This window comes from Pseudomonas sp. KU43P (assembly GCF_033095865.1).
Taxonomy (GTDB): Bacteria; Pseudomonadota; Gammaproteobacteria; order Pseudomonadales; family Pseudomonadaceae; genus Aquipseudomonas.
This window is the reverse complement of record NZ_AP019365.1, coordinates 2,558,374-2,578,522: the sequence shown is the minus strand read 5'-3', so window position 1 is coordinate 2,578,522 and position 20,149 is coordinate 2,558,374. Positions and strand designations below refer to the sequence as shown.

At 64.3% G+C, this 20,149-nt stretch carries 18 protein-coding genes; 8 read left to right on the top strand and 10 right to left on the bottom strand.

All coding sequences use genetic code 11. The features are described from left to right. Nucleotides 1–94: 94 nt before the first annotated feature. Nucleotides 95–1,024, bottom strand: a complete 930-nt coding sequence (locus tag KU43P_RS11655) for a malate dehydrogenase (protein ID WP_317663227.1) — start codon at nucleotides 1,022–1,024, stop codon at nucleotides 95–97. A gap of 117 nt (nucleotides 1,025–1,141) precedes the next feature. Beyond that, nucleotides 1,142–1,873, bottom strand: a complete 732-nt coding sequence (locus tag KU43P_RS11650; RefSeq protein ID WP_317663226.1) for an SDR family oxidoreductase — start codon at nucleotides 1,871–1,873, stop codon at nucleotides 1,142–1,144. A 122-nt stretch (nucleotides 1,874–1,995) separates the two neighbouring features. On the opposite strand from KU43P_RS11650, the gene KU43P_RS11645 reads away from it, so the two are divergent. Together KU43P_RS11645 and KU43P_RS11640 are read left to right on the top strand one after the other, a co-directional pair. Further along, nucleotides 1,996–2,778 carry a LysR family transcriptional regulator gene (locus KU43P_RS11645; RefSeq protein ID WP_317663224.1) on the top strand — a complete coding sequence of 261 codons (783 nt, stop codon included), beginning with the start codon at nucleotides 1,996–1,998 and terminating at the stop codon, nucleotides 2,776–2,778. Between the two features lie 222 nt (nucleotides 2,779–3,000). Then, on the top strand, nucleotides 3,001–3,903 hold the full coding sequence (locus KU43P_RS11640) for a hypothetical protein (RefSeq protein WP_317663223.1): 903 nt from the start codon (nucleotides 3,001–3,003) through the stop codon (nucleotides 3,901–3,903). Between the two features lie 42 nt (nucleotides 3,904–3,945). Here KU43P_RS11640 and KU43P_RS11635 read toward each other — a convergent pair whose 3' ends face one another. Genes KU43P_RS11635 through KU43P_RS11620 form a run of 4 tightly spaced genes read right to left on the bottom strand, consistent with a single transcriptional unit; the run spans nucleotide 3,946 to nucleotide 9,165 of the window. Further along, nucleotides 3,946–4,905, bottom strand: a complete 960-nt coding sequence (locus KU43P_RS11635) for a zinc-binding alcohol dehydrogenase family protein (RefSeq protein ID WP_317663221.1) — start codon at nucleotides 4,903–4,905, stop codon at nucleotides 3,946–3,948. Nucleotides 4,906–4,958: 53 nt separating this feature from the next. Continuing rightward, on the bottom strand, nucleotides 4,959–6,113 hold the full coding sequence (locus tag KU43P_RS11630; protein ID WP_317663219.1) for an MFS transporter: 1,155 nt from the start codon (nucleotides 6,111–6,113) through the stop codon (nucleotides 4,959–4,961). 46 nt (nucleotides 6,114–6,159) lie between these two features. Continuing rightward, complete coding sequence (locus KU43P_RS11625; protein WP_411567253.1) at nucleotides 6,160–7,806, bottom strand: amidohydrolase; 1,647 nt, start codon at nucleotides 7,804–7,806, stop codon at nucleotides 6,160–6,162. Nucleotides 7,807–7,845: 39 nt separating this feature from the next. Beyond that, nucleotides 7,846–9,165, bottom strand: coding sequence for a hypothetical protein (locus KU43P_RS11620; protein WP_317663215.1), 1,320 nt, complete (start codon nucleotides 9,163–9,165; stop codon nucleotides 7,846–7,848). 181 nt (nucleotides 9,166–9,346) lie between these two features. On the opposite strand from KU43P_RS11620, the gene KU43P_RS11615 reads away from it, so the two are divergent. After that, a complete protein-coding gene (locus KU43P_RS11615; RefSeq protein WP_317663213.1) occupies nucleotides 9,347–9,961 on the top strand; it encodes a helix-turn-helix domain-containing protein in 615 nt (204 codons plus the stop codon). 9 nt (nucleotides 9,962–9,970) lie between these two features. Here the strand turns inward: KU43P_RS11615 and KU43P_RS11610 are convergent, their stop codons facing one another. The 3 genes from KU43P_RS11610 to KU43P_RS11600 form a co-directional block, all read right to left on the bottom strand. Beyond that, nucleotides 9,971–10,162, bottom strand: coding sequence for a DUF1289 domain-containing protein (locus KU43P_RS11610; RefSeq protein WP_176511497.1), 192 nt, complete (start codon nucleotides 10,160–10,162; stop codon nucleotides 9,971–9,973). 52 nt (nucleotides 10,163–10,214) lie between these two features. Further along, a complete protein-coding gene (locus KU43P_RS11605; RefSeq protein ID WP_317663211.1) occupies nucleotides 10,215–12,365 on the bottom strand; it encodes a methyl-accepting chemotaxis protein in 2,151 nt (716 codons plus the stop codon). A 162-nt stretch (nucleotides 12,366–12,527) separates the two neighbouring features. Beyond that, complete coding sequence (locus KU43P_RS11600; protein ID WP_317663210.1) at nucleotides 12,528–13,703, bottom strand: MFS transporter; 1,176 nt, start codon at nucleotides 13,701–13,703, stop codon at nucleotides 12,528–12,530. Nucleotides 13,704–14,028: 325 nt separating this feature from the next. Here KU43P_RS11600 and KU43P_RS11595 point away from each other — a divergent pair, with 325 nt between their 5' ends. The 5 genes from KU43P_RS11595 (at nucleotide 14,029) to KU43P_RS11575 (ending at nucleotide 19,407) form a co-directional block, all read left to right on the top strand. Further along, nucleotides 14,029–14,367, top strand: coding sequence for a GNAT family N-acetyltransferase (locus tag KU43P_RS11595; protein ID WP_317663208.1), 339 nt, complete (start codon nucleotides 14,029–14,031; stop codon nucleotides 14,365–14,367). An 88-nt stretch (nucleotides 14,368–14,455) separates the two neighbouring features. Next, nucleotides 14,456–15,676, top strand: a complete 1,221-nt coding sequence (locus KU43P_RS11590; RefSeq protein ID WP_317663206.1) for a putative DNA modification/repair radical SAM protein — start codon at nucleotides 14,456–14,458, stop codon at nucleotides 15,674–15,676. Continuing rightward, on the top strand, nucleotides 15,667–16,506 hold the full coding sequence (locus KU43P_RS11585; protein ID WP_317663204.1) for a TIGR03915 family putative DNA repair protein: 840 nt from the start codon (nucleotides 15,667–15,669) through the stop codon (nucleotides 16,504–16,506). The genes KU43P_RS11590 and KU43P_RS11585 overlap by 10 nt, the downstream gene beginning before the upstream one ends. A 198-nt stretch (nucleotides 16,507–16,704) precedes the next feature. Then, nucleotides 16,705–18,807: a TonB-dependent siderophore receptor gene (locus KU43P_RS11580; RefSeq protein WP_411567240.1), complete on the top strand. Its 2,103-nt coding sequence runs from the start codon at nucleotides 16,705–16,707 to the stop codon at nucleotides 18,805–18,807. A 96-nt stretch (nucleotides 18,808–18,903) separates the two neighbouring features. After that, on the top strand, nucleotides 18,904–19,407 hold the full coding sequence (locus KU43P_RS11575; protein ID WP_317663200.1) for a GNAT family N-acetyltransferase: 504 nt from the start codon (nucleotides 18,904–18,906) through the stop codon (nucleotides 19,405–19,407). Between the two features lie 124 nt (nucleotides 19,408–19,531). Here the strand turns inward: KU43P_RS11575 and KU43P_RS11570 are convergent, their stop codons facing one another. Continuing rightward, complete coding sequence (locus KU43P_RS11570; protein WP_317663198.1) at nucleotides 19,532–20,023, bottom strand: DUF1543 domain-containing protein; 492 nt, start codon at nucleotides 20,021–20,023, stop codon at nucleotides 19,532–19,534. Nucleotides 20,024–20,149: the final 126 nt, after the last annotated feature.

The window sequence follows — 20,149 nt, the reverse complement described above, 5'->3', positions numbered from 1 at the left end:
GCATAGACGGGGCAGAGAAAGGCATTGAGACCCTGTTGGCCTCATCGCCGGCAAGCCGGCTCCCACAGGAGCGGGTGTCGGCTTGCGGCGATGCCTATAGCGCCTTCATCTCTGCAATATCACGCGCCACCTGGTCGGCCGAGTGATCGAACATGGCCTGCTCCTGTGCATCCAGAGGCATTTCGATGACCCGGGCAATACCCTGCTCCGCCAGCACGCAAGGCACACCCATGGCGATATCCGTGCGCCCGTATTCGCCCTCCAGGATCGCCACCGTCGGCAAGATGCGGTTGCGCCCATGGGCGATGGCATCGACCATCTGCGCAATCGCCACACCGGGTGCATCGCAGGCGCTGCCAACCTTCTTCAAGCCCAGGATCTCGCCGCCACCCTGGCGGGTGCGCTGCACGATCCGCTCGATCTGCTCGCTGGACAGGAAGTGCGCCAGCGGCACCGAACCGACCGCGCAGTAGCGCATCAGCGGCACCATGCTGTCGCCATGCCCGCCCAGCACCAGGGCGGTGATATCGCGAGCGGAAAATCCCGTTTCCTCGGCGATGAAGCACTTCATGCGCGCGGTATCCAGCACCCCGGCCTGGCCGAACACCTTGTCGCGCCCCAGCCCGCTGACGGACCAGGCCCGGTAAGTCAGCACATCGACCGGGTTCGACACCACCAGCAGCGTCGCAGCCGGCGCATGGCGCCTGACATCCGCCAGGATGCCGTCGAGAATGGGCAGGTTGATGCTCAACACGTCCTGGCGCGACTGGCCGGGTTTGCGCGGCACACCGGCAGTAATCACCACCAGATCGGAACCTTGCAGCATCTGCGCATCGGCCCCGCCCACAACCCGGGTATCGGACCCCGACTCGATGGCCGCCTGCCAAACATCCAGCGCCTTGCCCTTGGCCAGCTCGCCCTGCACATCGAGCATCACCAGTTCATGGCACAACTCTTCCCGGGCGATGATCTGCGCCGCCGCCTCGCCCACCAGCCCGGCACCCACTATCGATAGCTTGTTCATCAGTAACCTCCCGCGCGGCGCGAAACCCGCAACACGCCTGCCTGTACAGGGAAGTATTGACCCCTCAAGCCAAAAGGCCACCCGCAGGTGACCTGAGGTCTTGCCAGCCTCTGTGCGTTACGCCTGTTGCCGGGTCGCGCACACCACGATCTCACGCACGCACACCGACTGCGGCTGGCCGTAGGCGAAGTCGATCACTTCGGCGATCTGCTCGGCGCTGAGCACGCCGCCCATCTCCTGCTTCCAGTCGTCATAGCCGGCCTTGATGGCGTCATCGGTGGTGTGGCTGAGCAGCTCGGTATCCACCGCACCCGGCTCGAGGGTGATCACCCGCACATTGCTCGGCGCCAGTTCCTCGCGCAGGTTCTCGGACAAACCGGTGACCGCGAACTTGGTGCCAACGTAGGCGACATGGTTGGGGAACGACTTGCGCCCGGCCACGGAACTGACGTTGATGATGGTGCCGCGCTTGCGTGCGACCATGCCGCCAGCTACCGCGTGGATGCCATTGAGCAAGCCACGCACATTGACGTCGAGCATGCGGTCCCACTCGCTCGGGTCTTGCGTGGCGAAGCTGCCCAGCAGCATGACGCCGGCATTGTTGATGATCGCGTCCACCGGGCCGAACTGCGCCTCGGCCTCGGCGACGGCGGCCAGCACGGCCGCACGGTCGGTGATATCGACCGCCAGCGCCAGGCAGTTGGGCAGTTGCAGCTGCTGCATCGGCGCCAGACGACGGGCCAGCAGCAACAGCGCGTGGCCGCGGCCGGACAACAGCCTGGCAGTGGCCAGGCCGATACCGGAGCTGGCACCGGTAATGACGACCAGGGGCTTGTGGGTAGCAGTCATGATAAGCGTCCTGTAATCCAAAATGTTTATGGGTAATCACCGGCGGCAGTATAGAAGCCGGTTTCGGGCGCGAGAAATGGGATATTCTTGTGGCAGCCATCGGCAACACTTATGGGTAACCCATGGATTATCGTCAGCTACGCGCCTTCATCGCGGTCTTCGAAGCACGCAACGTTACTGCCGCCGCGCGCGCCATTCACCTTAGCCAACCAGCTTTGTCCGGTAGCATCAAGGCCCTCGAGGAAGCGTTGGGCACTACGCTGTTCGTGCGCCAGGCCAGGGGCGTCGAGGTTACCGAGGATGCCCGCGCACTCTACCCCGAAGCCCAGCGCATGGTGGCCGATGCCGGCCGGCTGCTGACCCGTTTCAAACGCGACCGGGAACGGGCGCCGCTGCAGATCGGCATCGAGAGCGATGTGGGCGCGGCGGTTGTGCGTCAGTTGGTACAGGCCGTGGCGACCATCAGCCCCACGGTGCATCTGCAACTGGTAACCGGCTGTGCGGGCGCGGCGCGCCTGGCCAGCGAAGAACTGCGCTGCGAGGATGAACTGTTTCTGCCCCTGCACAGCGACGCCTTCGTGCTGGCGACGCCGCCGGTTGCCGACCAGAAGCGCTGGATTACCTGCCCTGCGCAACAAAGCCACCAGCGCCTGCTGCCGTTCTATGACAGCAGCCCAGTAGCCGAAGCCGAGACCTTCACCCTGGCCCTGGACATGGTCGCCGCCGGGCTGGGCAGTGCCATCGTGCCCGCGTCGTTGGCCGCCGACCACCACGACGTGCGCAGCGAACCGTTGCCTGAGCTGGACCTGCGCCGGCGCATCGGGTTGTGCTACTCGGCCCAGGCGCTGGCCCTCGCAGAAGTGGTTCAGCTGCGTGATGCCCTGCAGCAGAAGGATGCACCATGACCTGAGGCTCCCCCTCCCAACGCAATGGTGCAAACGCAGTACGTCGACCTGGAGGCAAAGTGAGAGGTCGCGCGCAAAATGCAAAAAAATGGGAGCCCGATTGAACTTCAACACCCGACCCGGCTCTAGGATAGCGATCCGGGCTGATGGCAATGTGTCAGCAGATCGGCAGGCCAGCCTGGATGGCGCTGTTCCAACTCAATGACAGGGATGCAACCACTCATGCAGCACACAACTTCCCAAACACCGGCCACGGGTGAACTGGTCGGCAGTTTCCGCTACGGCAAGGCGTTCAAGGTCTTCATGGTGATTTTCAGCCTGGGGCTGATCGCGCTGGCGGGCTTCATGCTTTACCTGGGCTCGACACTCCCCGCTTCCGGGCCTGTTTCGCTCACCTCTTCACGCGGCACGACGCTGAATTTTTCCGACCCGGCTACGCTCACCTATTTCACCAGCGGCCTGTTGGTATTCTTCGCACTGGCCCTGCTGGGCCTCTACGCCTGGCACAGCCGGATGCGCAAAGGCAGCTACGAGCTGTATGAAAACGGCATCGCCCACACCCTTCATGGCGAGCGCACGTACGTGCCGTTCACCGAAATCGAAGACCTGTACCTGTTCAGCTCGGGGCAGGCGGCATTCACCGGCCTGATCACCAACCTGGCATACCGCCGTAACCCAGGCGAGCCGTTCAACCGGGTGATTGAAGCGCTCAAAGGCTTCCACCACTTCCAGCACCAGTTCCGCGAGCTTTACCTCAATGCCCGCCAACCGCAGGTTTGGAACACCCTGCAAGCCGGCGGCACGGTAACCTTCAACTGCATCGAGAACGCCGAGGTGTGGCGCAAGCGCGTAAGCGGCAACTTCCTGGACGTGCAGACGCAGCCGTTGGTGCTTTCGCGGGATTACCTGCAGGTGCAGGGCAGGCAGATATCGATCGCCGCCCTGCGCAGCATGGATCACAGCAACTGGACGGAAAAGGTCACCATCAAGGACGCGGCTGGCAACGTTGTGTTCTCGACCATTTCCACGGGTATTCTCAGCACCGACCTGTTCCTCAACACCCTGGGCCTGCTGATGGAAGCGCCCGCCGAGGATCCCTCTCAAGCCGCCACTTCCCTGGCCTGACGGCTGCATCAGGCGAGCGCCCGACAGGCCTCGCCTTGCCTGCTACAACACAAACACGATGCGTTCTGCCGAGTTGAGCTGCCAGGCCGCTTCGACCTCGCTCAAGGGCACGGCCTGCGCATCGACCTTCATCCCGGCCGGCTTGATCGCTTTCAGCAATTGCCCGACCACGTTCACCAAACCTTCGTTGGACACGCTGCCCAGGCCACTGCCGAGCATCTCAAGCCCCGTGCCACGCAATACGCTGGGGTTCATCGGCAGGGTCGCGCCGGCAATCGCGCCAATATTGACGAAGCGCACACGGGGCGCGGCCTCGCGGCTGGCATGGCCACCCAGTGCATCGAGGATGCAGGTAGCCGGCTGCCCCCACAGGTAGTCCAGCACGATGTCGACGCCCGGCCCGCGAAACTCATCGCGCAACACCGCAGTCAGCTGCTCGGCAGGCTGATCCAGGCAGATGAAATCGTCCGCGCCCAACTTGCGCAGTTCTGCTTCCACTGCACGATTACGTGCGGTCGCCACGACACGCGAGGCGCCAAGGTGCTTTGCCACCTGGATCGCCAGACGACCAGAGGCGCCAGCAGCGCCATTGATCAGAACGCGCTCGCCCGGCCTGAATCCAGCCCGCTCCTGCAGCGCCGACCAGGACGACATCCCCGGGTTGGCGATCGCAGCGGCGGTGATGTCATCGATATCGTCCGGGATGGCTACGCAGCAGCGCGCATCCACGGCCACGGTTTCGGCCATGGCGCCGATAGGGGCACGGGGGAAGGCGAAGTACACTCGGGTGCCATCCTCGAGCAGGCCGACACCGTCGGCACCGGGGACCAACGGCAGGGTCTTGCCACTGCTGTAATGCTTGCCGCTGGCCTGGGCCCGCACCAGCTGGCTGAGTGCGGCGGCACGCACCCGCACCAGCACCTCGCCAGCGGCGGCCTGCGGTGGGTCGATCTCGCCATAGCGTGGGGGTTGGTCGAAGGCGTGGACGATGGCTGCTTTCATAAGACAACTCCTAGAGGGTAATCAGGCGCGCCGGCAACGATACCAGAAGCCCCTCACACCTGAACCAGCCCTCGCTGCGCCCGCAACAGCAGGCCCTGCATCAGCCCGCCGCCAACGATGGCGATTGCCGCCAGCAGGTAGATCACCTGCTCACCCGAGTACGGCAGCAGCCCCGCCACCACCGCGGGCGCCACGGCAGCAGCGGACACCTGGACAAAACCGATGGCCGGCGCCAGGCGCTTGCTCGGGTCATGGGTGGCAACGGTGGCCATGTAGTAGGTGAGCGCCAGCGTCCAGCCGACGTTCATCACGAACACCGCCACCGCCAGCTCCCCGGCCTGGTGCACGCCGCGGGCCAGTATGGCCAGTGAGCAGAGTACCGCCAACGAACCCAGCGCGATCATCAGGTTGCTCGACAGGCGCTGGCCGAACAGGCTCGGCAACGCCGAGCCCGGCAAGCCGCCGAGCAAGCCCAGGCCCAGGGCCCAGCCCACATCCACCGGGTCGACCCCGCCCTCGACCGCCAGGTTTTCAAGAAAGCCCCAGACCGAGTAGATGCCCATCTGCAGGCACAGCATGCCGACCAGCGCGTACAGCCCCACCTTGCCGCTGCCCGGTGCGTGCTGGATGACCTGCTCCGTGGCGACGGGGCAAACCGCGCGCACATCCGGTAGCCAATGGCAGATCAGCACGATCACCCCAAACCACGCCGCCAGTGCGTTGATCGCCATGCTCAGGCCATAGCGTTCGGCAATCACCGGCAGCACTGCGGCGAATGCCGCGAACAACAAGGTTTGCAGAAACAGCATCGCGCCGTAGGAGCGCGCCTGTTGCGGCAACCGGCCCAGGGCCGTCAGCGCACTGCTGTACAGCAGGCCGCCGCCGATGCCCGCCACCAGCCGGCAGGCCAGCAGGCCCGAGAAACCCTCCGCCTGCACGCAACTGAGGTTGGCGGCCAGGCCCAGCAAGGCGCCGCCCAGGGTCAACAGGCGGGTGCCGACCCGGCGCTCGGCGGCCGGGCTGAACAGCGTGCCGACGATGACGCCGGCCATTTCCATCGACAGTACCCAGCCCTGCTGTTCCAGCGGCAGGTCGAACTTGCGCGCGAGCATGCCGAGAAACACCGGGCCGACGCCGACGATCATGGTGGACGCAATGGCGATATAAATGAACAGAGAGCGGGTCACAAGACCAGTGCGAGCTTTCATGGGGGCGTATTCCAGGCAACGCGGCCCGCAAGGGGCCGCGGCGGGGTCAGAGGGCGTTGTGGACGATACGGCCGTTCATCATGGTCAGCGCCACTTCGGTCTTGCCGATGTCGTGCTTGTTCAGCTCGAACAGGTCACGTTCGAGAATGATCACGTCGGCGCGCTTGCCTTCGGTCAGCGAACCGATCTCGTGCTCCAGGCGCAACTGGTAGGCGCCGTGCAGGGTATAGGCGGCGATCAGCTGCGGGATGCTGAGCTTTTCATGGATGTCCGGCATCACCGGCGCGTCCGGCTCGCCAGCCAGCTGGCGGGTGTGGCCCGACTCGATGTGCTCCACCGGGCGGTGCTGGCAACGGCACTGGCAGGCCAGGCCATCCATGCCGATGGACACGGTCACACCCTGGTCGACGAAGCTGCGGAACTTGTACATCGAGCGCCAGCGGGCATCGCCATAGGAGCGGCGAATAGCTTCCGAATAGGCGTCGACCACGCCCCACTGCAACTGGGTATTGGCCAGCGCACCGACCTGGCGGAAACGCGGAATGTCGTCCGGGTGGGTGAGGAAGGCATGGGTGATCACATGGCGGCGGTCGCGTGGCGGGTTGGCTTCGTTGGTGCGCTCGATCACGTCCAGCGCCAGGCGCACGGCGGCATCGCCCACGGCGTGGATCATCACGTCGATGCCATGGCGGTCGGCCTCGCGCACATTGCGTTCGAACACTTCCACCGGCATGACCGTGGCACCACAGCTGTCGGGCTTGTCGCAGTAGGGTTCCAGCAGGTAGGCGGTGTGGTTCATTTCGGTGCCATCGAGCATCATCTTCAGCGCTTGGGCGCGCACCAGTGGCGACTGGTAGCGTTCACGCATGCTGCGCAGGATGGCCACCGGGTCGTCTTCTTCGCCCAGCGAGATGTAGCTGCCGACCACGCGCAGTTTCAGGCGGTCTTCGCGCTCGAGCTGCTGCAGGGTTTCGTAGAGCAAGTCCTGGTCGCCGTTGGGGTCGAGGAAGCCGGCGTCGAACACCGTGGTGATACCAGCCGCCACCAGCTTCTCCTGCCACACGGCAATCGAGCGCAGGTACAAATCGATACCGGTGGGCAGGTAGCCGGCATCACTGATGCGCTTCATCAGCAGGAAGTACGCGGCGCCATCAACCACCACACCGGTGGGCTCGCCGGTGACCGGGTCTTTCTCGAACCAGCTGGCGCCCTCCTCCACCGGCGGCGTGTCGCGGTCGATGCCAGCGATTTCCAGGGCTTTGGAGTTGACCCACATGGTGTGGTAGTCGGTGGCCATCAGGCACACCGGTTTGTCCGGGCAGATGGCGTCCAGGGTTTCTCGGCGCAGCAGGTGGGGTGGCACCAGGGCCTGGATCCAGCCCATGCCAGTGATGGCTTTTTCATCGGGGTGCTCGTCGACGTAGCGCTTGAGCAGCGCCAGCATCTGCTCAGGGTCTTCATGGTTGATGAAGGCCTGGAAGGCAAAGGCCGTGGTGCTGAAGTGCCAATGGGACTCGACGAACCCCGGCAGCACCAGCTTGCCACCGGCATCGATGCGCTGGGTGTGCGGGCCGGCGAAGGCCTGCACCGAGGCGTTGTCGCCCACGTGGACGATGCGCTCGCCGCGCACTGCCAGGGCCTGGGCCCAGGGTTTGTGGGCGTCGACGGTATAGATGCGGGCATTGTGGATCAGTTAATCGGCAGGCAAGGTCATGGTCATTCTCTTTAATGGTCAGTAGCGGTAGGTCAGGTACATTTCCAGGGCGCGGAAGGTGTCGTTGCCGAACACCTGACGCGCCGCGGCCATGGGCCTGACCCAGTTGCAGGCCACCGAGGCATAGAGGCGCTCGGTGGGGGCCCAGTCCAGGTACAGGGTGTTTTCGTCGGCGAAGCGGCGCTGGTCGACGGCGATGCCCTGGTAGTTGTGCTGGTCGAGGGAGAAGCGGTAGTGGATGGCGCCCAGCCCCAACGTGGGCGTCAGGTTCAGCCGAGCGCTGTACTGGTCGACCCGCTCATTGGAGTTGAACAGCAGGTAATTGCCGACAATGTCGCCCACCAGCCAGGTGCTCCAGCCGGTGAAGCCCTTGGCCAACGGGTCCCAGCCTTGCTGTTGCGCATCGCTGGGGTCGGGGTCGCCGGAGAAACGGGCGTGCCTCCAGCCCAGTTGCGGGGCCAGCGGCAGTGCGCTGAAGCGGTAGCTGGCCTGGGCATAACCGGCACTGGCGTGGTAATCCACGGCGTCGCCATGGCCGCGTTGCAGGGCGTACTCGGCGTCGAGGGTGAGGTCGGCAAGGCCTGGCAGATGTGCGTTCAGCGCCCGCAGGTTGTAGACGCGCATGCCATCACGGGGTGCGTCGAAGCTGCGCCCGTGGCCAGTCGATTGCACGGCCATGGCCAGTGCCCCCAGGGTTGCACTGTCGGCCACGCGCCAGTCGAGGTTGCCACCTTGCAGGCGGTAATCGCCCTGGTAGCGGTCGCTGGCCACCAGGCTGAAGGCCTGGGCGCCGAAACTGTCGTGTTGGTAGCTCAGCAACGCGCCATCGTGAAAGGCGCTGCGCGGGCCCAGCCAGTAGTCGCCCTCACCGAACAGGTCGAGGTTGCCGTCCATCACGATGAAGCCGCTGCCGACCTGGTAATCCTGATTACCCAGGCGCAGGCCCCAGTCGCCCTGGCGAGCCCCCACGAACGCCTGCTCCACCGCCACCTGGCCGTCACCACCGCGGGTATAGCCGCCGGCGTCGCCATCGCCAAAGGTGTGGCTGGCTGCCAGGGAAAACCCCGATTCGACCAGGCTCTGATCGTTCAAGGCGTACTGCAGTGCGATGCCGGGCTTGAGGTAAAGCTCCTGCCAGTTCGCTTGCGTGCCACGGGGTTGCCCATTGCGCAGGTCAGCCCGGCCGGCACCGAAGTTGATGCCATGGGCGGCCACGCTCGCCGCGCCGGCGGCGAAGGTTGCCTGGCCCTGGACGTCCCCCAGGGTGAAGCGGTAGTCGGCCGCTGCGTACGGCGCCAACAGGCTGCCGAGCACGAAGGTGCCTAGGAAATGACGCATGGTGACGCTCCTGTAAGAATTTTTTTTGTGTACAGGGCAGTTCGAAAAGCGCAGCAAGAAGCCGGTCTGCGCCGGCGGCACAAATCTTTATTCGATAAAAGATTTTAGTCAATAAAATTTTATTGCGATTCAAGAAACCGGTATGCTTGGCCCAGACCTAGGTTCAATGCACAGGCAGACCATGAGTGGATTGCGGGAACAACAGAAAACGGCGCGGCGGCAAGCCATCGGTGAGGCGGCGGTGGGCTTGTTCGCCCGCCAGGGCTACCAGGCCACCACCATCGAACAGATCGCCAAGGCCGCGGGGGTTTCGGCGCCCACCGTGTTTGCCTATTTCAACAGCAAGCAGGAGATCGTCCTGGAGACATTGCGCGAATCCGATGCCCGCGCGATGGTCGCCACCCGCCAACGCATCGGCCGCCTGGACGACCCGGTCGAGGCCCTGTGCCAACTGGAACGGCAAGTGGTCGAGCATGCCTTCAGCATGTTGCCGGCGGCGCTGTGGCGCGAGCTGCTGCCGCAGATCATCGGCCAGCCAGGCGGTGGCCTGCCGGCGGCGTATCGCAAGGTCAACGCCCTGCTGGTGCAGGAGATTGCCCGGGTGCTGAACGACTTCAAGCATCGCGGGCTGTTGAGGGCGGACCTGGATGTGGATTACGTGGCGTTTCTGATCAACGACTACGGCCACCTGCAGTTCCTGCGCCTGGCCGGCCAGGATCAACCGGACTTTGCCGGGCATGCGCTGCAGGTGCGGCAGATGATCGAATTGCTGTTGCGGGGGATGGTGGCGCGCTAAGGGTTGCGCTCAGCGCTGCTTGGCATTTTTCTTGGCGATGGCTTTCATCCGCGTCGCTGCGCGCTGCACGGTGGCCATCTTCTCCGGGCGCTTCATGCCACGCCATTTGCGGATTTCCTCGCGGGTACGACCACAGCTCACACACAGCTCGCTATTGAGCTGGCACAGGGAAACGCAGGGGTTGTCGATGTCTTTGGCCATGGGCTGCTCCGGTGGGGGCGCGGATGATAACCCAGGATATCGGCGACAGGCTTCAGCACAGCTCGCTGCTGACCTCGAACTGCCCCACCAGCTTTTGCAACTTGCCCGCGTTGACCTTCACCGTCTCGGCACTGCTCTGCAACACCCCCGCCGTCAGGCGCATCTCGCTGGAGGACTGGTTGACCTGCTCGATGGTCTTGCCATAGGCAAGGCTGCGCTGGTTGAGCTGCTGGATGATCGCGAACATGCTTTCCACGGCCTGATGCAACTGCACATTCTCCGACGAGGCATCCTCGGCCAGGCGCAGGCTGTCATCGACGTCCTTGACCCCCTCTTGCATGAAGCTCACGGCCTGCTGGGTCTCGCTCTGCAAACCCTCGACCCTGTGCTTGATGTCCTCTGCGGCCAGTGCAGTGCGCGTCGCCAGGCTGCGCACTTCGGCGGCGACCACAGCGAACCCGCGGCCATGTTCACCAGCGCGGGCAGCCTCGATGGCCGCGTTGAGCGCCAGCAGGTTGGTTTGCTGAGTGATGTCGCCGATCAGCCCGCTGATGCTGGCGATCTGCGCCATCCTGCTGTCGAGCAGCTGCACGCTGGCGGAGGAACGCGCCACCACGTCGCGGATCGACTGGGTGCCCTCCTGCACTGCCAGGTACTGCTCACGGGCGCGGCTGACCACTTCGTCCATGGCCTGCTTCATCTGCTCGGCACTGACCGAGGCCTGCTGCAGCTCGCCCAGTTGATCTTCCATGATGATCATCATCTGGTGCACCGCATCGGCCACTTCGGCAGAGGTCGTGCTCGCGGCCTGGCTGCGCCCGAGCATCATCTGGTTGGTGGCACCCACCGTGCGGCTGGCCTTGACCACCTGCCCCACCACCGCGTCCAGGCGGTCGATGAAACTGTTGATCCAGCGCGCCATGTCAGCGCTTTCGTCGCGGGCCAGGGTGCGGGGGTCCAGGCGCTGGCGCAGGTTGCCCTCACCTTCGGCAATGGTGCGCAGCACACCGCTCATGCCGTTCAACCTGGCCGCCAGCCGCCGTGGGCCAAGCACGCTGAACAGCCAGGCGGCAGCAAGCATGCTCAAGGCCGCGATGGCGTCGTTGGCGCCCTGGCCCAGGCCGGCATAGTGCTGCACCAGGACATTACAGCCGAAGGCACCGGCCAGGGTCGCCAAATAGGGTTTCATCAGCCCGTAGCTGAGCGAACGCCTGCGGTACACCTCTTCCAGGTCGGCCTCGCACATCATGCCCCAGCGGTCCGGCGAGCCGGGTAACTGGAAGGTGACGCCCTTGCCCACCACCGGCACATGGCGGTAGTCCGAATAGCCGGGGTAGGTCACGAACAGGTTGGCGCCCTGGCGGATGGTTTCCCGCACGCCGGGGTGGAGCTGCTGGGTGGCAGGGTCGGTGAAGCGCAGCTCCAGCTCGGTGTGGCGCTGAATCTGCACCGCGCCCCAGGGTGTTGGCACGCCGCTCTTGAGATTGTCGCCCTGGGTGAAGGTGGCATCTTCGAAACGTGAGCGCGACAACGCGGTGCCCGGCTGGATCGCCGGGTCGAAGCGTGATTGCGCCATGAACAGGTAGTTGTCGCCCGACTCGGGGTAGATATGCCCCGCCTCGCGCTGGATCAGATCGCCCAGCACGTCGTTGGGCACACGGGCGCAGAGGCAGCCCAGGGTCTGGCCGGCAACCTGGATGGGCTGATAGAACATCAAGGTCACTTCATCGTGAAAGCGCGACGATGACGGGCCGATCTGCAGCGTCAGCGGGTCACGAAACGGGCCGTGCAGGAACGGCGCCTTCAAGCCTTGCGCCAACGCCGCACTGTGCTCGAAACGCGAGTTGCCGCGTTGCTGCCAGGTCGAGACGATCACCGTGCCGCTGGCATCGATCACCAGCAGCTCGGACACGTCTTGCGCCTGTGCCAGCTTCTCCAGCAGCGGCGCACGCTGCAGATGGGCGAAGCCAGGCGCGATGTGCTCGGCCAGTTCGCTCAGGTGTTCCCACTGCTCACAGGCCCAGTTGTGCAGCAACTGTACGCGCGTCTGGGCGATGGCTTCGAAGGTTTGCTCGATCTCGGGGTAGGCCGAGCGGTTGAGCCGGCATGCCCAGCCCATCCTGAATTTCCCAGTCTTACCCCACCACGGTAGCCAGCGCTTCTCGCTCGAAGACAACTGCATGAAACTGCTTGAAAGCGACATTATCTTCACCATACGCGACAACGAATGGCAAATTGATAGCAAGTAATGGACCAACTCGTACGCAAGCTAACGATTACGCCAGGCTTGGCCCTGACGCGCCGTCCAACCGCACCAGCCTAGGGCGCTTGGGAATTTGCGCCCTGTTCAAGTGCACGCCTGGGCTCAAGCAACCGCGGCTGCGCGCTTGCGCCGCCATGCCAGCCGCGCCACGGTGATCGACCAGTTCACCAGAGCAATCACCAGCACCAGTTGCAGCAGCGACGCCATGCCAGCCTGAACGATGACTTTGCCTGCCAGCAGCGGAAAGCCGAACACACCGATGAAGTAGGCCAGGCTGAACAGCAGCAGTGCCTGCGCGGTGTGGCCGGCAGGCGCTTCGTTCGCCGCCAGCCCGTTGATCACCGAATAGGTCAGGCCATAACCGACCCCCAGTACGATCGCCGCCAGCAAATAGCCGGCGGAGCTCGCCACCCCATACATGAACATCAGCACCGACAGCACGATCAACGCCGTGAGCAGGCACGCCATCCGATAAGGGTCGCGCCTGACGATGAAGCCCGCGACCAGCAGGCGGCACGAGATGACCGCGGACATGAAGCCGATGAAGAACAGCGAATAGTCCAGGTGCAGGAGCGCGGCGTAAGAGGTCTGGAAGCTGGACAGTCCACCGAAGATCGCACCGCCCAACCCCACCATCAGAATGGCGAAAGCAGCCTTGGACGACAGCACCGAACGCGCCGCCGCCGGGGTGATGCGGCACACGGCAACGGCGCGCTGATGCTGTTGCATGCGCGGCGCCAGCAACAAGAACATAACCCCCCCGAGCACACTGGCCGCGGCCGCGACCACGAAGGCCGCCTCCACCGGGTAGCCCAGCGCCTGCGCCACCCGCCCCAGCAGTGGCCCGGTGCCGATGCCGGTCATCATGCAGCCCGACAGCAGGGCAAAGTATTTTACCCGTCGCTGCGGCTCGATCAGCATGGCCACGATGATCGGCCCCAGGGTGTAGAACACCCCCCAGCCAAAACCGAGCAGCAGGCCGAACAGCATCATGGCCAGGCCCACCCCTGGCAGTGCGGCAAAACCCAGGCAGGCGGCGGCGAGGAAGACCGCGCCAACGGCCACCGACCTGGCCGCGCCAAGGTGGTCGCTCAAATGCCCGGAAAAGATCACCGCCACAAAGGTACTGAACATGGCCGTGGAGATGACCGAGCCGGCATCGGCTTCGCTGGCGCCATGCGCGCGCAAGGTCATCGCCAGCAGGAAAGTGGTGCCGTAGGACAGGGACAGCAGGTAGCTGCTCAGGCAGAAGGTGCCAAACAAGCGGTTGGAAGACATCGGTGTTCCTTGACGTGCAAGCGGCCGTGAGGCCGACTTGCCGGGCATTGTTATTGATGGTTGCCGGGGCGTTTTATCACGGGGGGGCAAACGCTTGGATATGAAATCCCCGGAGTGAAGCGAGGCACGCTCATACCTATCGGCCAGACGCCTCGACCCGGGTGCAGCGGGCGTTTATGCTCGGGAGCCCTTCCAGGAGGTCGCCCTGATGAATACAGCCCCTGCCCTGCGCCGCGCCACCGCTGACGACGTCGATGCCATCAGCGCGTTGGTCCATGCCGCCTATTAACCCTACATCGCCAGGATCGGCAAGCCGCCAGCGCCGATGCTCGATGACTACCGGCAAGTGGTCGAGGACAACGAGGTTTTCGTGGCAGTGGAGGCCGCGACTGTTACGGGTGTGCTGGTGATGCAGCCCGAAGACAGCGACATGCTGCTGGTCAATATCGCGGTACTGCCTGCCTGCAAAGGCAAGGGCCTGGGCAAGGTCTTGATGCAGTTTTGCGAAGCGTACTCACGGCAGGCCGGCTGCCAAGGCATCCGCCTTTACACCCATGAACGCATGACCGAGAACATCGAGATCTACCAGAAGCTCGGCTACGTGCAGACCCATCGGGCACAGGCGCACGGTTTTGCCCGGGTGTTCATGCGCAAGCCGCTTTGATACCACGGCCACCGCCCGTCTCCATATCTCTTGCAATCGGCCGCCTCGCAAAATACTGTATGAATAATCAGTATCGCGAGACCAGCCCATGCAACTCATCGCCAAGCTCGGCATCCTTGCCGACGCCGCCAAGTACGACGCCTCCTGCGCCAGCAGCGGCGCCCCCAAGCGCAGCTCGCGCGGCAGCGACAGCCTGGGCGCCACCGATGGCATGGGCATCTGCCACAGCTACACCCCGGACGGCCGTTGCGTGTCGCTGCTCAAGGTGCTGCTCACCAACTTCTGCCTATACGACTGCCAATACTGCGTCAACCGCCGCTCCAGCAACGTGCCGCGGGCGCGCTTCACCCCCGAGGAAGTGGTGCGCCTGACCCTGGACTTCTACCGGCGCAACTGCATCAGCGGCCTGTTCCTGAGCTCGGGTATCATCCGCTCGGCCGACTACACCATGGAGCAGTTGATCCGCGTCGCCCGCCTGCTGCGCGAAGTGCACAACTTCCGTGGCTACATTCACCTCAAGACCATCCCCGATGCCGACCCGCTGCTGATCGAGGAAGCCGGGCGCCTGGCCGATCGCCTGAGCGTCAATATCGAACTGCCCACCGACGCCAGCCTCAAGCGCCTGGCCCCGGAAAAGCACGCGCACACCATCCGCCAGGCCATGGGTGTGATCCACCAGGGCCAGCAAGCGGTGGCCAACGAGCCCAAGGCCCCGCGCTTCACCCCGGCCGGGCAAAGTACCCAGGTGATCGTCGGTGCCGACACCACCGACGACAGCACCCTGCTGCGCAACGCCGAGTCGCTGTACCAGGGCTACGGCCTCAAGCGCGTGTACTACTCGGCCTTCAGCCCGATCCCCGACAGCCCCGGCAGCGTGCCCCTGGCCGCCCCGCCGCTGCTGCGCGAGCACCGGCTGTACCAGGCCGATTTCCTGCTGCGGGGCTATGGCTACAAAGCGGGCGAACTGCTGAACCAGGGCAGCAACCTGGCGCTGGATATCGACCCCAAGCTGGCCTGGGCACTGGCCAACCGCGAGGTGTTTCCACTCGACGTGAACCGCGCCGAGCCGGCGCTGCTGGCGCGTATTCCCGGTATCGGCCTGCGCAGCGTGCAGCGCCTGGTGGAACTGCGCCGCGAACGGCGCGTGCGCTACGACGACCTGATCCAGCTGCGTTGCGTGCTGGACAAGGCCAGGCCCTTCATCGTCACCAGCGACTACCGCCCGGCCGATGCAGACCTGCGCAGCGGGTTGTTGCGCGCCCGCCTGCGCGAGCCCCAGGCCCCAGTACAGATGGGGTTGTGGGGATGATCGCGCTCGACTGTGGCGAGCGCTTCGAGACCTGGCGTGACCAGGCCCGTACGCTGCTGGGGCACGGCATCGACCCGGCTGCAGTGACCTGGTCGCAAGGCCCGATGGATGACCTGTTGGCAGTACCGGCCTCGCCGCCCGAGGGGCCCGGCCCTTTCCGCGCTACCGTGCCCGCGGCGCTCTTGCCCCTGCTGGAACAGGCCGCCCGCTACCACGGCGAGCAGCGCTGGAACCTGCTGTACGAAGTGCTCTGGCGGGTGGCCCATGGCGACCGCACGGCGATGCTCGCCGGTGATCGCCTGGGCAGCGAACTGCACCGGCGCATCAAGCAGGTCAGCCGCGAAGCGCACCACCTGCATGCCTTCGTGCGTTTCGTGCCACTGCCTGGGGCCCTGGCCGAACAGCTGCAACTCGACCTGGTGGCCTATCACGAGCCCGCCCACGACATTCTGCAAAGCGCCAGCGCACACTTCGCCGACCGCCTGGGGCGTCAGCGCTGGCTGATCGCGACGCCCCTGGATGGCATTCGCTTCGACGGCGAAGTTTTCGACTATCGGCGCCATTGCCCTGACGATTGGCGGCATTGGGCACGCAATGCCGATGATCCAGGTGCGGAACTGTGGCGTACCTACTACCGCCACACCTTCAACCCGGCACGGCTCAACCCAGACGCCTTGCGCCTGCACATGCCGGGGCGTTTCTGGCGACACCTGCCGGAAGGCATGCTGATTCCGCAGCTCGAAGGGCTGGCGCGACAAGGCAAGCAGCGCGACGGGCAAGCGCTGGAAATCGCGGCTCAGCGTGGGAAAAAAATCCTACCTACCGAGTAGCGCTCGGCCATACATGTGAAAATTTCGTGATTTTTTTGGCATACCACACTTACATGCTGCGACAAATCCTGACAGACTTATTGCCAATCGTTCTCATAAGCAATTTCAATAACGTTCAGGAAGCCGTCGTCCATGTCGTCGTCCCTAGCGCCCACGCGCCCTCTTCCCGCCCGCAATCTCCTCGCCATGGCAGTGTGCATGGCAATGGCCAGTCCAGCCCTGGCCGAAGACGAAAAGCCTGCAACCCTTGAGCTGGGTGCCACCGAAATCAGCTCCCAGCAACTCGGCAGCACCACCGAAGGTTCGGCGTCGTACACCACCGGCTCCATGTCCACCGCCACCAAGCTGCCACTGAGCCTGCGCGAAACGCCACAGGCCGTCACGGTGATCACCCGCCAGCGCATGGACGACCAGGCCATGACCAGCATCAACGATGTGGTCAATGCCACCCCGGGCCTGTACCTCGACTATTCCAGCGGCCCGGGTCGGCAAACCTACTCGGCGCGTGGTTTCGACATCGACAACCTGATGTACGACGGCATTCCCAGTGGTTACCAGGGCTGGACTGTAGGCGCCCAGCCGAACCTGGCGATGTTCGACCGCGTCGAAATCGTGCGTGGTGCCACGGGCCTGGTCACAGGTTCCGGCAACCCGTCGGCGGCAATCAACCTGGTGCGCAAACGCCCGCTGGCCGAGCAGAAGGTCACCCTTACCGGTGCCGCCGGCAGCTGGGACAACTACCGCGGCGAGCTCGACGCTTCCAGCCCGCTGAATGACAGCGGCAGCGTACGTGGTCGTGTGGTGGCTTCGTACCGCGACGCCAACAGCTTCATCGATGATGTGGAAGAAGACCACGGCCTGTTCTATGCCGTGACCGAGGCGGACCTCAGCGACGACACGACCCTGACCCTCGGCTTCTCCCACCAGAAGGACAAGACCAACTATTTCTGGGGCGCCATGCCCACAGCGCTGGACGGCCACCACATGGGCTTCTCGCGCTCCTACAACCCCGGCACCGACTGGGAGAACAAGGATCAGGAAATCAACACCGTGTTCGCCGAGGTGCGCCATCGCCTGGCCAATGACTGGGCGCTGCAGGTCAACACCAACTACTCACAGCAGGACGCGGTGTTCACCGGCTCCTACCAGTCGCGCTGGGCCGGCCTGCAAGCGCCGCTGTCGCGCACCGTCTATCAGTCCAAACACCAGGAAAACCAAGCTGGCGTGGACGGGTTCCTGAGCGGCCCGTTCGAAGCTTTCGGCCGCACGCACGAACTGGTGGTAGGCGCCAGCAAGCGCATCTACGACATGGACACGCGCAACTACAGCCCGTATGACACCAACTGGCCGCTCAATGGCGGCAAGCCCGACTTCGTGCACACCGGCAACACCCGCGAAGTCACCACCCAGGAAGGCGTGTACCTGACCACCCGCCTGAGCCTGGCCGACCCGCTCAAGTTGATCCTCGGCGGGCGCCTGGACTGGTACGACTACGACAACAAGGAAAGCGCCACCGCCGACTACAAGGTCACCCGCAACGTCACCCGTTTTGCCGGCCTGATCTACGACCTGGACCAGCACCACTCGGTCTACGTCAGCTACAGCGACATCTTCAACCCACAGAGCTACAAGGATGCATCGGGCAGCCCAGTCAAGCCGATCGAAGGCAAGAACTACGAAATCGGCATCAAAGGGGAATACTTCGACGGCGCCCTGAATGGCAGCATCGCACTGTTCCGCATCGACCAGGAAAACCGCGCCGTCTCGCAAACCGACCTGAGCGGCTGCAGCGACCCGACCAACTGCTACGTAGCGTCAGGTGAAGTGCGCAGCCAAGGCGTGGACATGGAGCTGCAAGGTGCATTGACGCCGAACTGGCAGGTCGGCGCCGGCTATACCTACGCCCGCGTCCACACCCTCAAGGACGCGGCCAACCCTGCCAACGAGAACCAGCGTTTCGACACCGACACCCCTGAGCACATGTTCAAGCTGTCGACCACCTACCGCCTGCAGGGCCCGCTGGAAAAAGCCCGCATCGGCGGCAACGTCACCTGGCAAAGCCGCATCTACAACGACTTCACCGTCGCCGATGGCAGCGAGTACCGCCTGATCCAGGGCTCCTACGCCATCACCAACCTGATGGCCGGCTACCAGGTCAACCAGCACCTCGATCTGCAGCTCAACGCCAACAACGTGTTCGACCGCAAGTACTATTCCGCCATTGCCGGCTCCGTGGACTATGCCGGCGACACTTGGGGCACGCCGCGCAACCTGATGCTCACGGCCAAGTACAGCTTCTGATCGTTTGACCGAGCGCAGGGATGCGCTGCTTCACCATGGCATACTGATTGCCGGCCTAGGCCCGATCAGTCACGCGCTCCACAACGAGAAGCCGCCATGCTCATTCGCCCCGAAACACCCACCGACTACCCCGCCATCGCCCGCCTCACCCTGCAGGCCTTCACCGACCACCCCCATCACGCCCCCGGCCAGGCGCCCACCGAGCACCTGATCATCGAACGCCTGCGCGCCCATGGCGCACTGGTGCTCTCCCTGGTGGCCGAAGATGAGGGCGTGCTGGTCGGGCAAGTGAGTGTTTCACCGGTCAGGATCGAGGGGCAGGTCACGGAGTGGTTTGGCCTCGGGCCGATTGCCGTGACGCCGGACCGGCAGGGGCAGGGAGTGGGGGCGGCCTTGATGCGCGAAGCGATTGCCTGCATGCGCGAGCGCGGGGCCGAAGGGATGGTGTTGCTGGGTGAGCCTGCGTATTACCAGCGCTTCGGCTTCGAGGCCTACCCGCAGTTGAGCTATCCCGGCGTGCCGGCGGAGTACTTCATGGCGTTGCCATTTGCCGGGGATGTACCTGCAGGCGCCGTGGCGTACGACCCGGCCTTTGGTTGAGAGGCTAGCGACCTCATCGCCGGCAAGCCAGCTCCCACAGGGACGGCGCTGCTCTTGAAGTTAGCGCTGTACCTGTGGGAGCCAGCTTGCCGACGATGAAGCCAGCCCGCCCACCGGGCATCCGTCAGAGCAGGATGTAATCGCTCCTGACCACCGTATCGGCATGCTCCCCTTCGAGCAGGTGCACGAAAGCGCCTGCAACCTGGTCGATCGCCAGGCAATCGTCGACATCGATCAAGGCATCGGTATGCGGCTTCAGCCAACCCGCCTGCATGCGTTTCTTGCCCAATGCCTTGGCCTCGGCCTTGTTGGCAGCCACCACCAGCAGATACCGGTGGGCTTCCCCGAACACCTGTTTTTCATAGCCCCCAAGATTGATGAAGTACAACCGCTGCGCACCCGCCGCTGGCCGCTCCTGGCGCAGTTCAACGCGATAGCCATCCACGCCCTGCACTTCCAGCCAGGAATCGATATGCAACCCTTTGGCCGCCCCGAACCAGGCGCTGCGCAATTGCGGGTAAGCCGCCTCGAGCGATGCGGCGTGGGCGAACACCACATCGTGGACTTCAATCTTGGCGCCCGGGTGACGCCCCCCGAGCATGACGACGTAAAGCATGGGCAATCCCTGCATCTTAGAGGCGTGCAGGATAAAGCCATCCACGCCAATGGTCATCTCTGGGGCCAGAGCTTGGAATTTGATGATGTTTTTTTAACGATTTTTTGGCAATTGCTTGCTTACTGT

What these genes read in the sequence shown, in the direction of transcription:
- KU43P_RS11570 (WP_317663198.1), bottom strand. Translation starts at nt 20,023, where the DNA reads ATGCTTTACGTCGTCATGCTCGGGGGGCGTCACCCGGGCGCCAAGATT.
- KU43P_RS11630 (WP_317663219.1), bottom strand. Translation starts at nt 6,113, where the DNA reads ATGAAAGCTCGCACTGGTCTTGTGACCCGCTCTCTGTTCATTTATATC.
- KU43P_RS11590 (WP_317663206.1), top strand. Translation starts at nt 14,456, where the DNA reads ATGCAACTCATCGCCAAGCTCGGCATCCTTGCCGACGCCGCCAAGTAC.
- KU43P_RS11605 (WP_317663211.1), bottom strand. Translation starts at nt 12,365, where the DNA reads ATGTCGCTTTCAAGCAGTTTCATGCAGTTGTCTTCGAGCGAGAAGCGC.
- KU43P_RS11655 (WP_317663227.1), bottom strand. Translation starts at nt 1,024, where the DNA reads ATGAACAAGCTATCGATAGTGGGTGCCGGGCTGGTGGGCGAGGCGGCG.
- KU43P_RS11650 (WP_317663226.1), bottom strand. Translation starts at nt 1,873, where the DNA reads ATGACTGCTACCCACAAGCCCCTGGTCGTCATTACCGGTGCCAGCTCC.
- KU43P_RS11645 (WP_317663224.1), top strand. Translation starts at nt 1,996, where the DNA reads ATGGATTATCGTCAGCTACGCGCCTTCATCGCGGTCTTCGAAGCACGC.
- KU43P_RS11575 (WP_317663200.1), top strand. Translation starts at nt 18,904, where the DNA reads ATGCTCATTCGCCCCGAAACACCCACCGACTACCCCGCCATCGCCCGC.
- KU43P_RS11635 (WP_317663221.1), bottom strand. Translation starts at nt 4,905, where the DNA reads ATGAAAGCAGCCATCGTCCACGCCTTCGACCAACCCCCACGCTATGGC.
- KU43P_RS11610 (WP_176511497.1), bottom strand. Translation starts at nt 10,162, where the DNA reads ATGGCCAAAGACATCGACAACCCCTGCGTTTCCCTGTGCCAGCTCAAT.
- KU43P_RS11600 (WP_317663210.1), bottom strand. Translation starts at nt 13,703, where the DNA reads ATGTCTTCCAACCGCTTGTTTGGCACCTTCTGCCTGAGCAGCTACCTG.
- KU43P_RS11595 (WP_317663208.1), top strand. Translation starts at nt 14,029, where the DNA reads ATGCTCGATGACTACCGGCAAGTGGTCGAGGACAACGAGGTTTTCGTG.
- KU43P_RS11640 (WP_317663223.1), top strand. Translation starts at nt 3,001, where the DNA reads ATGCAGCACACAACTTCCCAAACACCGGCCACGGGTGAACTGGTCGGC.
- KU43P_RS11620 (WP_317663215.1), bottom strand. Translation starts at nt 9,165, where the DNA reads ATGCGTCATTTCCTAGGCACCTTCGTGCTCGGCAGCCTGTTGGCGCCG.
- KU43P_RS11580 (WP_411567240.1), top strand. Translation starts at nt 16,705, where the DNA reads ATGGCAATGGCCAGTCCAGCCCTGGCCGAAGACGAAAAGCCTGCAACC.
- KU43P_RS11615 (WP_317663213.1), top strand. Translation starts at nt 9,347, where the DNA reads ATGAGTGGATTGCGGGAACAACAGAAAACGGCGCGGCGGCAAGCCATC.